General features: G+C 66.5%; 5 protein-coding genes and 2 pseudogenes. 6 read left to right on the top strand and 1 reads right to left on the bottom strand.

Annotated features, from left to right (window positions below; translation table 11 throughout):
• Positions 1-311 precede the first annotated feature (311 nt).
• The 6 genes and pseudogenes from K7711_RS49365 to K7711_RS28145 all read left to right on the top strand — a co-directional run.
• Positions 312-740 (top strand): hypothetical protein, encoded by a 429-nt coding sequence (locus K7711_RS49365; RefSeq protein WP_372460198.1) that lies wholly within the window; start codon positions 312-314, stop codon positions 738-740.
• A gap of 904 nt (positions 741-1,644) precedes the next feature.
• Positions 1,645-1,938 carry a putative quinol monooxygenase gene (locus tag K7711_RS28165; RefSeq protein ID WP_222972464.1) on the top strand — a complete coding sequence of 98 codons (294 nt, stop codon included), beginning with the start codon at positions 1,645-1,647 and terminating at the stop codon, positions 1,936-1,938.
• Positions 1,939-2,437: 499 nt separating this feature from the next.
• Entirely contained in the window at positions 2,438-2,632 is a 195-nt protein-coding gene (locus tag K7711_RS28160) for a ferredoxin (protein ID WP_222972463.1), read from the top strand.
• Between the two features lie 12 nt (positions 2,633-2,644).
• The gene (locus K7711_RS28155; protein WP_222972462.1) at positions 2,645-3,994 is read left to right on the top strand and encodes a cytochrome P450; all 1,350 of its coding nucleotides are present in this window, start codon (positions 2,645-2,647) and stop codon (positions 3,992-3,994) included.
• A gap of 60 nt (positions 3,995-4,054) precedes the next feature.
• Entirely contained in the window at positions 4,055-4,693 is a 639-nt protein-coding gene (locus K7711_RS28150) for a TetR/AcrR family transcriptional regulator (RefSeq protein ID WP_222972461.1), read from the top strand.
• A 207-nt stretch (positions 4,694-4,900) separates the two neighbouring features.
• Positions 4,901-5,252: pseudogene (locus K7711_RS28145) on the top strand (adenosine deaminase); the annotation flags it as partial.
• 12 nt (positions 5,253-5,264) lie between these two features.
• Here K7711_RS28145 and K7711_RS28140 read toward each other — a convergent pair.
• Positions 5,265-14,177, bottom strand: a pseudogene (locus K7711_RS28140) (non-ribosomal peptide synthetase); the annotation flags it as partial.
• Positions 14,178-14,256: the final 79 nt, after the last annotated feature.

Genomic DNA, 14,256 nt, shown 5'->3' with positions numbered 1-14,256 from the left:
AGGGACCTTGCGCGGCTTACTAGAACACGAGAAATGCTGTGACCAGGGAGAATAGGAATTCAGACAAATCCTGCCGCCCTACTTGATTTGCGGTATTTACCCTGGTAAATACCGCTTTTTGAGTTAAATTGTGGACCTTGGGGGAACTTGCTATCACCCGAAACCGCGGGTAGAAGCCTCGGAATCCCTGCGTCGGACCCCGCCACATCCGCCCACCGTGTGCCGATCAGCCCAACAGCGCGTGACAACTCGAAACTCGCGGTCAGTTCGCAGTTTTCGGTGTTCTGGGTGTGCGGGATTCGGTGTGCGCAGTGGTCGTGGTGCTGAATTGGTCGGCAACCCAGTCGGCGATGAAGTGTACCGCGGGCGACATATGGTCTGCAGAGCAGTGCTCGACCTCCGCCGTCCTCGAGTTCGATGATCTTCAGCTGCTGGTGTCGGTGCATCGGCCGCTGACTGGTGCTGCTTCTCGGCCATCGCCGGGGGCTTGGCGATCGTTCGAATCGTGCACCACCAGCAACGGGACCTTGATCTCGGTGCCGGCCGCGGCCATCGTCATCGAGCTCGCCGACGCGGTCGGGATCGGCCGAGCCGCGATCGCCAACCCCGACCTCGTTAAACGCTGGGAAACCGACGCGGCAGAAAACACCCCTGACTTCTCCACGTTCTACGTGGGCGGCCCCACCGGATACATCGATTACCCTACGCTCACCGCTCGCGTATCCAGCAGCGCGAATTGAGCGCAGACCAGGACCGACGCGATCACGTGCGATCCTTTCAGCCCGAACAGCGACTGTTCAGCGAAGCCTTTCGCCGAACAAATTTTCGGCGTGGCAGCGAAACGGTCTCGGCGCACGAACCAGTGGACCGCCTATCGCGTCTATCTCGCTAACGGTGTAGCTCGGGTTGATTGAGTTACACCGTTGCCGGGACAGAGCCAGCCGCCCTCGGTAGCAATGTGATTGGACCCGGAGTTGACACCACTCAGCCACAGGCCGACGTGCGCCAGCGGCGGAAGACGGTGTCAAGAGGCGTCGGCGGCGGTAGGCGTGTTGGCCCACGGGGAGAGTGGCGGGAACAGCTCGACACGACCTGCCTGATCCGGGAACGCAAACTACTGAACCGGATCCGGCATCGCCGCACTCGCCGCCACTTCGGCGGCCAGCATGGCCAATATATGCGCATTTGATTATTGAAGTCCGGATCTGCCTTCGGACGGTGTCCGGGCTTCGAGGCGAATTGAGGGGGAGGAGTGTCCGGTGGTGCGCTGGTTTGTGCAGTGTCGTGACTATGGCGATGAATATGTCGATGGCTCGCGGGGTCGAGCGTGTGCGTTCTGACGGAAATGCTGTCGGTGGCATGTTTCTGCCGTAATCGGTTGTAGGCGAGCATCTTTCACGTCGACCATGACGACCGATGATCTCTGGGCCTGCGCCGGTCGTTTGTCGCAGGTTCGCGCCCTCGGCGCGGCACTATAAGGATGGGGCCGACGGTGAACAGCGGTTATCCTGGGGAACGCTGACCCGATGTTGTGTCGGACTTCCGGATCGAGTGGAGTTGGACGCCGGCGTGGCGGCCACACGACCTCAGCAGTGACAGTGTCGAACAGTTGCGTGCGGTCGGCTTCAATCCGGTGGAGGCGCGGTGAGTTACGTCGTCATCGCGACATGGGTCGCGAAGCTCGGTGAGGAGGAGTATGTCGCCGTCGCACTCGCGGAACTCACTCCTGGAAATCGCGCGGAGCCCAAAATGCTATCCCTTCAAGCACATCGGGCGCTCGACGCCCCGGCTCGGTTCGTCCTCGTCGAAACCTATACCGACGCCGACGGTTACGAGGAACACCGTGCCACCCAGGCCTTCCAGGCCCGTGTCGTCGGCGACATCATTCCGCGGCTGGCCGACCGAGATGTCCACGCGTACACCGTCATCGAGACCTGACCCGATTCGCACCATGACCACACCGCGCTTCGCAACGAAATGGCGAACGCGACGGCGACCAGCAAGGAGAGCAGTCACCACCCGTTGAAGTCGAGATGGAATCGACACGGTGGTGATCAGTCTGGTCACCACCCCGGCAGCGGCGACCCGAGCGTGAGATACGCACGAAGACCTGACCGGCGCAAGCTGATGGACGCGCATCTGACCGGTGCGTTCCTCATCGATTTCGGCGCGCCCGCCGTGCGGTGGCTCGACAGCAGCAGCCGGGCGACATCGAAGGATGATGGGCGCGGTCGGGCATCGGCGCACCCTTCACTCGACCTTCGAATAGCGGACCGAGCCATTCTCGATCTTGCGCCCGCTGTCTCTAAGACTTTAGAGTTAACGCTGAATGCGTTGGCCCCGAGGCCGACTCGAACCACCGGACTGTGCGGCAGCGAGGTGCCCACGCGCCCGGGACGCAGCGCATCGGTGAGATACACGATGAAGGGAATCGATTGTGAGAGTTCATGTGGATGCCGAACGCTGCCAGGGGCACACGCTGTGCGCGATGATCGCGCCGAAGGTCTTCACGCTCAGTGATTTCGACGGGCATTCGTCTGCGTTCGGTGAGGACGTTCCCGCTGATCAGGGGGAGAATGCGCGGGAAGCCGTGCACTCGTGCCCTGAGCGAGCCATCTCCATCGTCGAATAGGTCAGGCGGACAATGACTATCGAGAACACTGCGCACCGTCAGCCGGAATATCGGTTCGATCGGCACATGCCGCAGTATCGCGGGCGATTCGGCGAGATCACCGCGGAGATGCAGAGCGAGTGCCCGGTCGCCTGGTCGGACACCTACGGTGGGCACTGGGTCGCCGCGGGGAACCGGGAGGTGTTCGAGCTGGCCCGCTGCCCGTTCGTGTCCAATGATCATGACCCGCAACGGGTTCGGCGTGGTTACCAGGGCATCTCCATTCCGGCGCCGGACGTGCCGGGGATGGTCCGCTCGGGCATTCTGGAGATGGATCCGCCCGAGCAGAAGGATCTGCGGGGCGCGCTGAATCCGTATCTTTCCCCGGCCGCGGTGCGGCGCTGGATTCCGTTCGTGGACGAGGTGATTCGCGCTGCCCTCGACGAGCGGATCGAGAGCGGCAGCATCGATTTCGTCGACGATCTCGCCAACATCGTGCCCGCGGTGCTCACGCTGGCGATGATGGGCATCCCGATCGCCCACTGGAACATCTACAACGAGCCCGCGCACGCTTCGGTCTACACCCCGCCGGACTCGCCCGATCAAGCCCGCGTGAACAAGATGCGCGAGGCCATGCGGGTGGATCTGATGGCCAATTACCTGGAGATCAAGGAAAATCCGCGGCCGGGCATGACCGATGCGGTGGCGCGGTCGATCGTGGTCGGCGAGCCGATCTCCGACGGCGATGCGCTCGGCATGCTGGCCCTGATCATCGGCGGTGGCTTCGACACGACCACCGCGCTCACCGCCCATGCGCTCGAGTGGCTCTCGGAGAATCCGGAGCAGCGCGAATTGCTCAGCCGCGAGCGCGAACTCATGCTCGACGCGGCGACCGAGGAATTCCTGCGCTACTTCACCCCGGCGCCCGGCGACGGTCGCACCTTCGCGCAGGACTGTGAAGTGGGCAGCAAGCAGTTCAAAGAAGGTGAGCGGCTGTGGCTTTCGTGGGCCATGGCCAATCGTGATCCGCAGGTGTTCGACAATCCGAACGAGATCGATCTGGAACGCCGCGGTAATCGGCACTACAGTTTCGGCCTCGGCGTGCACCGCTGCATCGGATCGAATATGGCGCGCATGGTGTTCAAGCGGATGCTGCAGGCGGTGTTCGATCGGATGCCGGACTATCGCTGCGATCCGGACCGCGCGGTGCACTACGACACCATCGGCGTCATCCAGGGGATGAAGCACCTGCCCGCGACATTCACCCCGGGTCCGCGGCTGGGCTCCGGACTGACTGAAACATTGGAGGAACTGCAGCGGATCTGCGATACACAACGGCTGGCCGAACCGATCACCGCGGACCGCGGTCGTACCGAGAGCTGAACGTCCCGGTCACTGTGGAACAACCGGTGAGGTCAGTGGCCCATTAGACTGGCGGCGATCATGCGGAGGAAACCAGACGCCGCCAGTCGCCGCCGCGAACTCTGCGATGCGGCCATTCAACTGTTGGCGCAAGAAGGTCCGAAGGGGCTGAGTCATCCGAAGGTCGACCTTCGGGCCGGAGTTCCCAAAGGGACGACGTCGTTCTATTTCCGCACTCGGGAGGCGCTGCTGCTGGGTCTCGCCGAGCGATTGGCCGAACTGGATCTGGCGGACCTGCGATCGGTTGCCGGTCCCGAAACCGGCGACCCTGCCCCGCCGCCGGTTTCCCGGCTGGCGGTGGCCATCACCCGGGCGGTGACGGGGGATGGCCTGCCTCGGACCAGAGCGCGGCTCGCGTTGATGTTGCAGGCCGAACGCCGGTCCGCGCTGGCGGAGGTCTTTCGCCGTAACGCGGAGATCCATGCCGAGTTACATCGGGAAATCGTGGTGAAGTCGCTGCCGCCGGGCGAAGAGGCGGATCCGGACGTCATCTCGGATCTGACATTCGCGACCCTGAACTTCATCAGCGGCTATCTGATGAGCGTCGCCGGTGACGAATCGGCGGTGCGCAGTGCCGAGCAACTGGACCAGATCCTGATCGGCATCGCCGACGGCGTCGCAGCCCGGTCGCGGCGAACAGCGAGGCAACCGACCCGCTGAGGACCGGATCGGTCCGGTGCATCACGCACAACTTCAGCGACCGTGCGGCCAGAATCGATCACACGATGCGCAGCCTCGACCTTGTACTCCGCCGTAAACGACCGACGCCTACGAGGAGGCATACAGACATCCTTTCGACAGGATCAGTGATACTGTCGACTCGGTGTCCACAACCAGGGGTGAACCTCATGCGCATCAGGATTCCCAGTTGCTCACCTGAGCTGTGAGCGGCTCGGCCACGGGGTGCGCATCACCGACGACATCAGCGACTCCGGATCCGGGCCGAAACTCGGGCTCGTCGCCAATTATGTTCGGGACCAGCGCCTTCCGCTCGAACTGTGTACGTCCTCGAATGTGCGGACCGGTGCGGTGCCCTCGCTGGAGAAGCATCCGTTCGACCTGCTGGCCCGGCTGCGATTCCGCGTCACGGTCAACACCGACAACCGCCTGATGAGCGATACCAGCATGAGCCGCGAAATCCGCCTTCATCGGGTTCCCCGAACGCCTGCGCATCATCGACGAGGTGATCAAGCCGGGCTACGCCGTGCTGCTGAGGTAGCCCGGGTCCGCATCAGGTCGTGGCCGCGGCCGAGCCGTAGCCATGGCGGAGCTCGCGAATACGGCCGCCCGCGACCGGAACCTCCCAGCGCCGCACGAGATCCGGAGCGTTCGCCGCGCCGTCGGTGATCACCACGCGGAGTCTGTCGAGCCCCGCGGGGTCGACCGCGGCCAGCTCCGCCGCGGTGAGGACCGCGTGCGACACCCGCTGGCGGCGCAGCAGCACGGCCAGGCCCTTCCCGTGGTCGACGGTGGGTGCCGCCACCACCAGGGTCGCGCCACCGCCGACGGCCAGGAGTAGTTCCAGCATCGCCGCGTCGGACGACGGTGTGGCGAAATGCAGTGTACGAGAACCGCTCGTCACTCGGAAACGCTCTCCCAGTTCCGCGCAGAAACCGGCCAATGCGGCGTGGTCGACGGTGACGACCCGGGGCGGGCCGCTCGATCCCGAGGTGCGCACGACACAGGCCGGATGATCGGGACGCAGCGGCCGAGGGCGATCGATATCGCCGATCGGTGCGGGCGACCGGTCGGCGAGTTGTCGGGCGAACTCGTCGGTGTCCAACCTCAACCAGGGCAGCGCATCGGGCAGATCGACGCCCGGGACGGTCAGTCCCAGCGCCGCCTCCGCGGGCAGCTGACTACCCGGGTCCGCCAAGGAGGCCGGATCCACCGGCACTATGGCCGCGCCGGTCTTGGCCACGGCCCAGATCGCGAGCACCGAGGTCGCCGACCGTGGCATGCCGATCACGACCAGATCCCCCGGTCCGACGCCGCGATCGAGTAACAGGCGGGCCAGCCGGTTCGACTGCTCGTCCAGATCGAGGTAGTCGAGCCTGTCCAGCTCCCGGGCGGAATCGTCGACGATCACCGCGACGCCGTCCGGATTGCGGTCCGCGGCCGCGGCCATCAGGTCCGGCAACAGCTCGATTCGTTGCGGCCCGGCCGGTTCCGGTCCGGCGGCCACCAGCGCCCGGTCGCGTTCGCCCGCGTCGAGGACATCGATATCGCCGACGAGTATCTGCGGATCGGCGGCAACACCGGTCAGGATCCGGTCGAACCGGCGACCGAGGCCCTGCATCGTCGGCTCATCGAAAAGGTCTGTCGCATAGGTGAATACGACGATCAGCTCATCCCGGACGCCATCGTCGCGGTGGTGTGGATCGACGATCACCTCCAGATCGAATTTGGCCGTCACCTCGCCGGTGTCCAGCGCCGAGATCCTCAGCCCCGGCAGCTCGAACGCCGGCGCTTCGGTGTTCTGGAACGACAGCATCACCTGGAACAGGGGATGTGCCCCGCCCGCCCGGGCAGGAAGGACCGCGTCGACCACGCGTTCGAACGGAACGTCGGCATGGGCGAATCCGGACAGGTCGACCTCCCGCACAGTGTCGACGAGTGCGGCGAACGGGGCCGACCGGTCCACGGTGGTGCGCAAGGTCAGGGTATTGACGAACATGCCGACCAGATCGTCGAGCACGGCGGCCCCGCGACCGGCGATCGGCGTGCCGATCGCGATATCCGATCCGCCGGACAACCGGGCGAGCAGGACGGCCAGGGTGGCGTGCACGACCATGAACAGCGACGAATTGTGCTCCTGCGCGATCTGCGCCAGTCGCGTGTGCACGGCCGCGGGCACCGTGAACGCGATGGACGCGCCGCGCTGGGACGCGTGCGCCGGGCGCGGGCGATCCAGTGGCAACAGCGATACGCCGGAGATACCCGCGAGCTCGCGCTGCCAGTAGGCCAGCTGCCGGGCGGCGACGGAGTCCGGGTCGTTCTCGCTGCCGACGGCCTTGTGCTGCCAGATCGCGAAATCGGCGACCTGCACGGCCAGCGGCGCCCATCCCGGCGGGTCACCCGCGACGCGCGCCAGATATGCGGTCGTGAGATCCCGCGCCAGCGGCGCCATCGACGCACCGTCCGCGCAGATGTGGTGCGCGACGACGACCAGCACGTGCTCGTCCGTGTCGTGGCCGCGGAGCAACCGAATCCGCACCGGAGCTTCGGCGGTGACGTCGAAGCCGGTGGTCGCGAGTTCGGCGATGCGGTCGAGGACGCCGACGGTGGAGTGTTCGACCTGCAATCCGTGCGGCAGCGCCTCGGTCACCGGCAGGATCTGCTGGAACGGCTGCCCGTCGGGGCCGTCGGCCGGATATCTGGTGCGCAGCCCCTCGTGCCGTTCCAGAACGTCCTGGACGGCCTGTGCCAGCGCGGGCACATCCAGCGAGCCGCGCAGGTGCAGCGCGAACGGAATGTTGTAGGCGGGGGATTCGGGGTCGATCCGGTTGAGCACCCACATGCGCAGCTGAGCCAGCGACAGCGGTACGAAGTCACCTCGTTCGACCGCCCGGAGCTCGGGGCGCTCGGCCGTATCGTCGCCGCCGGGCACGATTCCCGCTGCCAGGTCGGCGACGACCGGCCGGTCGAACAGGGCCCGCACCGGCACTCGCGTCCCGAGGGCCGCGCTCAACCGGGCCACCGCTCGCGTGGCGACCAGCGAGTTACCGCCGAGTGCGAAGAAGTCGTCGGCCGTGCCCACCCGATCCAGGCCGAGCACCTCGGCGAAGACCCCGGCCACGATCTCCTCGGCGGGTGTGCTCGGCGCGCGGAACTCCCGGAGGCCGAACTCCGGACGAGGCAGCATTCGGCGATCCACTTTGCCGCTGGTATTGCGCGGGAACTCGGCGAGTTCGACGATCGTGGCCGGGATCATGTAGGCGGGCAACGTGCGTGCCAGGGCCGCCAGCGTTTCGGCGGTGTCGTGCCGGTCATCGGGCGTGGGCACCACGTAGCCGACCAGCTGATCGCCCTGCTGTGAGGGCAGCACCGCGGCCACGGCCTGTCGCACCGACGGCAACGCCGCCAGCGCGGATTCGATCTCGCCCAACTCGATGCGCTGGCCGCGGAACTTCACCTGGAAGTCGGTGCGCCCCAGGTATTCCAGTACGCCGTCTGTCCGCCATCGCACCAGATCACCGGTCCGGTACATGCGTTGACCGTCGTCGAACGGGTTGGCCACGAATCGTTCCGCGGTCAGCGCCGCCCGGCGTACATAGCCGCGGGCCAGCTGGTCGCCGGCCAGATACAGCTCACCCGGCACCCTGGCCGGGACCGGCCGCAGACGTGAATCCAGCACGTGCACACCGCAATTCCACCCGGGCGTGCCGATCGGTATGTCGGTGCGTTCGTCGCCGGAGGCGGTCCGGGAGGTGATCGAGACGGCGGTCTCGGTCGGCCCGTACAGGTTGTGCACGCGAGCGTCGCAGATCGCATGCAGTGCGGCGACGGTCTCCGTGGTCAGCACCTCGCCGCCGTTGATCACGTGCCGCAGGGTCGCGACCGCGGCCGGGTCCACCTGGGCCGCGAACTCCGCGAGCATCGAGGGTACGAAGTCCGTGGCTGTAACTCGTTGCGCGGCAATGGTTTCCGCCAGATACACCGGGTCCCGATGGCCGTCGGGGGCGGCCAGCACCAGCTTCGCGCCGACGCGCAGCGGCATGAAATAGCCCCACACCGACATGTCGAAGGTGGTGGGCGCCTTCTGCAGATATGCGTCGTCGGGGCCCAGCGGATGCCGGTCGAGCATCCACGCGAGGTGATTGCCGACCGCGCGGTGCGTTATCGCGACGCCCTTCGGCCGGCCGGTGGAACCGGAGGTGAACAGGACGTACGCCAGATCGTCGGTGCGGGCCGGCCGCAGCAGTTCCGCGGCCCGCACCGGTGTGCTCTCGAATCCGTCCGGATCGCCGGAGTCGATGCGCAGCACCGCGATTCCGTCCGGCACCGGCACGGAATCCGTGGTGAGCACACACACCGGCTGGGCGGTGTGCAGGATGTACGCGATGCGCTCGGCGGGATGATCCGGATCCACCGGGACGTACGCACCGCCCGCGGTGAGGACCGCGTACATGCCGACGACCAGCTCCGGCGACCGCCGTATCGCGAGGCCGACCAGGCTTTCCGGGCCGACGCCGCGGGAGATCAGCGCACGCGCGAGGCGGTTGACCCGCTCGTCGAATTCCCGGTAGGTCAGTTCCGAGCCCGCATAGGCGATCGCGACCCGATCCGGATGGGCCGAGACCGCACGCCGATAGCCGTCCAGCAGCAGCTCCGGCTCGACCCGATGCCGTGAGCCGTTCCACTGCAACAGGATCCGGTTCTGCTCGGCCTCGTCCAGCAGGATGTCGATGTCACCGACCGTGGCCACGGGATCGCCCGAGAGCGCGTCCAGAACACGGACCAGCCGCGCGGCCATGGTTTCCACCTCGCCGGCGGTGAAGCGGCCGTTCAGATACCGCCAGGTGATCTCGATCGTCGACCCCGCCGTGACCACCAGAGTCAGGGGGTAATGGGTGTCGTCCGCCAGTCTCACGCCGGTGACCGACATACCGTCGATCGAGCTGGTGGCGGCGATCGCCTCGCGGTCGATCGGATAGGACTCGAAGACCAGCAGGGTATCGAATTGTGCTGCGGCACCGGCAATCCGCTGAATATCGCTCAGGCCGACCTGATGGTGGTCCAGCAATGCCGCCTGATCGCGCTGCACATCCTGCAGGAACTCACCGACCGTGTGGCTCTCGTCGATCCGCACCCGCACGGGCAGCGTGTTGATGAACAGGCCAACCATGGATTCCACGCCGGGCAGCTCGGCAGGTCTGCCCGATACCGTGGCGCCGAACACGACGTCGTCACGGCCGGTCAGCCGGCCCAGCAGCAGACCCCACGCCACCTGCAGGACGGTGTTCACCGTGACACCGAGTGTCGCTGCGCGCTCGGTGATCCGGCGGGTGCGGCCGGCATCGATCTCGGTGTTCAGCCTGTCGATCCGCGTCCGTTCGCCTGGGCGGGATGGCGGCGCCAGCAAGCTCGGCTCGTCGAGGCCCGTCAGCGCCGTCGCCCAGGTCTGTAGCGATGCCTCGCGGTCCCGCCCGGCCAGCCAATTCAGATAGCCACGGTACGGCGCCACCCGCGGCAACCCGCTCTCGTCGCCACGCGATGCGTACAGCAGCAGCAGGTCACGCAACAGCAGCGGCATCGACCACCCATCCAGCAGGATGTGATGGGAGGTGATGACCAGGCTCCACTGCTGTTGTGCCGCAACGTCTTCGGTGTGCTCCGTTGCGGCGTCGATCGCAGCGCCGGTGCGATACAGGGCGAATCGCAGCAGCGGGGCCGCCGTGAGGTCGAAGTGGCTCCGGCGATCCGCGTCGATCAACCGCTGCAGCTCTGCCCGGCGCTCGCCGGCGGGCAGCCCGGTCAGATCCACCTCGCGCCACTGTGCCTCGCTCCGGCTCATGACGAGTTGTACAGCGTTGCCGGCCGAATCGGTGACGAACGCCGTCCGCAGATTGGGGTAGCGGTCCAGCATCGCCTGGGCCGCGGTCCGCAGCCGCGCTGTCTCGAGCTCGCCCGCCAGATCCACCGTCGACTGGGTGGTATAGACATCGACGTCCGAGCCCGCCAGAAGCGCGTGGAACAGCAGACCGGCCTGAAGCGGCGCCAACGGCCACACATCGGCCAGTGCCGGGTAGTCCCGTTCCCACACCTCGATATCCGATTGGCTCACCCGCACCAGCGGCAGGTCGGACGGTGTGCGCCCGCCCGCGTCCGGGCGCCGCGCGTGCCGCGAGAACGCGGTGAGCGCGGCTGTCCACAGCTGTGCGAACTCCTGTACCGCGTCACGGGAAATCACCTTGGTGGCGAACGCGAACGACGCGGTCAGCTCGGGCCCGGCCGTACCGTCGGCCACGATCGCGTTGATATCGATCACGCCGTTCGCGGGCATCGCCGAATCCATCTCGGCGGCCAGTTCGCCCAGGTCGTCGACCGGCACCCAGCCCAGTTCGGCCAGTTCGGCGGGGATCTCGCCCGCGGTGACACGGCCCAGGTAGTTGAAGCCGATCTGCCCGGTCTCGGGTATTCGTCCGGCGGTGTCCGGGTCCAGATACCGCAGCAGACCGTAGCCGATGCCGTTGTCCGGCACGGCCAATAGCTGTTCCTTCACCGACTTCACGACCGCACCCAGGGCCGGGCCACCCGCGAACGCGTCGTCGAGGTCGATCTCATCCAGCTCCAACCGCACCGGAAACGCGCTGGTGAACCAGCCGATCGTGCGAGAAAGATCCGAGCCCGCCACGACCTGCTCCTCGCGGCCGTGGCCTTCGAGCTTGATCACTGCCGAACCGCCCTTGTCCAGGCGTCGCCATTTGCTCAGCGCCAATGCCAGTGCCGACAGCAGAGCGTCGGCGACGCCGCCGTGATAGCGGCTCGGGATCGTGGTCAGCACGGCGTTGGTCACCTCGGCGGGCACCGTCACCCGCACCTGGTCGACGGTGGCGAGGGTGTCGATCGCCGGATCGAGGGCGCGGCTGCCCAGTGGCGGGTCGTCGGCGTCGCAAACCTGCTGCCAGAACTCGAGTTCCGCCCTGCGTGCCGGCTCGGTCGCCGTCTCGGTCAGCGCGTGTGCCCAGCGTCGCATCGATGTGCCGTTGGCGGGCAAGGACACCTGTCGGCCGGCGATCAGTTGCGACCACGCCAGCGCCAGATCCGGGATGAGAATGCGCCACGACACGCCATCGACCACGAAATGGTGTGCGACCACGAGTAATACGTCTCGGCGTCCCGTGGGCGAGCCGGGCTCCGGTGTCGTGAAGGCGAACCAGAGGAACTGCAGCATCACCGCATTCGCCGGATCGAGCCGGTCCAGCGCGCCGTCGTAGGCTGCGCTCGCTCTCCGGGACAGCTCCGCGTCGTCGATGTCGGCGGGCAGCTCGACCCGGTGCACCAGCGCATCGACATCGACCGCCCCGCGGCCGAGGGCCTCGAATGTCCAACTGGCAGTGTTCGGTTCGGCTACGAGCCCAGGATCCGCCGGGTCCGCGGCGCGCAGCCGCGACCGCAGCACATCGTGGTGCGTGATCACCGCATCGAGGGTGGCTACCAGAGTTCCGCGGTCGATACCTGTCGGCAGGCGCAGCGCCATCGATTGCGAGAACCGTTGCCACGACGAGCCTTTGGCCAGTGTGGCGGCCATTATCGGCGTCAGCGGAATTGTGCCGACTCCGCCACCGGGCAGTTCGTCCAGCCGGGGCTGCTCCGGATCGGAAGCCGACGTCGCGATTTCGGCCAGCGCGGCAACGGTTCGATGATCGAACACATCTCGCGGGGTGAACACCACTCCCTGTTTCCTGGCTCGGACCGCCATCTGGATGGACAGGATCGAGTCGCCACCCAGCGCGAAGAAGGAATCGTCGATGCCGACCCGTTCGACACCGAGCACCGCCGCGAAGGCCTCCGCGATAACCGACTCGGTTTCGGTGACGGGAGGACGGAATTCGGCGGTCGCGAAGGCCGGTTCCGGCAATGCGGCACGATCCACCTTGCCGATCGGTGTGAGTGGGATCTCGTCCAGCACCGTGATCGATGCCGGCACCATGTACTCCGGCAGGCGATTCGCGACGAACGTCGTGAGTTCGTCGATGTCGAGTGTGACACCTTGCCGCGGCATGACGTACGAGACCAGGGCGGTGGCGCCGGAGGGCAGCGTCTTACCGACGGTTACGGCGAAGCCGATGCCGGAATGGGCGGTGAGCGCGGTGTCGATCTCGCCCAGCTCGATCCGGAAGCCGCGGATCTTGATCTGGAAATCCGATCGGCCCAGATGTTCGAGGGTGCCGTCGGTTTCATTGCGCCGCACGAGGTCCCCGGTGCGGTACAACCGCGTCTCCCGCGCGTCGGCCTCGGCTGCGAACGGGTTGGCCACGAATCGCTCGGCAGTCAGGCCCGGGCGGCCCAGATACCCCTCGGCCAACGCCGGGCCGGACAGATACAACTCCCCGACGCTGCCGGCCGGGGTCGGCCGCAACCGCGTGTCCAGCACGATCGCCGTCACTCCCGTGATCGCGCGCCCGATCGTTACCGGCCCCTCGGGTGGGATCGGATCACTCAGTGTCGCCAGCACCGTCGCTTCGGTCGGGCCGTATCCGTTGATGAACAGCCGTCCCTCGCGCGCCCACCGCGCCACCAATTCCGGGCCGCACCGGTCGCCGCCCACCTCGACGACTTCCAGATCGTCGAGTCCGTCCGGATCCAGCGACGCGAGTGCTCCCGGGGTCATCGACAGATGGGTGACTCGCTCGCGGTGCAGCAGATCGGCCAGTTCCGGGCCGCCGAATATATCCGGTGGCGCCACCACCAGCGTCGCACCCGAGGAGAAGGCGACCAGCAGCTCCTCGACCGAGGCGTCGAAGCTCGGTGACGATGCGTGCAGCACACGCGAGTTCCGACTTACTCGCAGCGTCTCCCGTGCCGAGGCCACCAGGCCGCCGAGGCCGGTATGGGTGATCACGACGCCCTTGGGGGTTCCGGTCGAACCCGAGGTGTAGATGATGTACGCCGGATGCCGTGGATCGATGGGGCGTATCCGATCGAGATAGGAGATCGGATGGTCCGGGTTTTCGGCGATACGCGCAGCCTGAGCGGGATCGTCCAGCTCGATCCACTCCACCGCATCGCCCACCGCGCTCCGGTGCGCCGTCGAGGTCAACCCCAGTACCGCTCCCGAATCCGCGACCATGTGTGCGATACGTTCGCGCGGATACGTGGGATCCACGGGCACGAAGGCCGCACCCGCCTTGGCAATCGCCCACACTGCCATGACCGACTCGACGCCGCGTCGAATGCCCATCACCACCACATCGCCGGCACCGATACCGCGTCCGATCAGCTCACGTGCCAGCCGAGAGGACACCGCGTCCAGTTCCTGGTACGTCAGTTGCCGTTGTTCGGCCGGATCGCCCGATGGATCGAAGCGAACGGCGATCCGATCGGGGTCCGATTCCACCGCGGCCGTGAGCAGATTCGTCAGGAGCGGAGTATGTGAACGACGATTGCGAGAATGCGGCGAACGACTCTGTCGTGCCATGCCCAGGGCCCTTTCGTACATCCCGACCCGGTGAACCACTTTCACTGGCTACAGCGACGTTACTACAGCATGAGAAAGC

The organism is Nocardia coffeae (genome assembly GCF_019890715.1).
In the GTDB taxonomy this organism is placed as follows: Bacteria; Actinomycetota; Actinomycetes; order Mycobacteriales; family Mycobacteriaceae; genus Nocardia; species Nocardia jiangxiensis.
This window is presented reverse-complemented; position numbering and strand designations above follow the sequence as displayed.

Coding starts and splice junctions, on each gene's coding strand:
- K7711_RS28155 (WP_222972462.1), top strand. CDS start 2,645: ATGACTATCGAGAACACTGCGCACCGTCAGCCGGAATATCGGTTCGAT.
- K7711_RS28150 (WP_222972461.1), top strand. CDS start 4,055: ATGCGGAGGAAACCAGACGCCGCCAGTCGCCGCCGCGAACTCTGCGAT.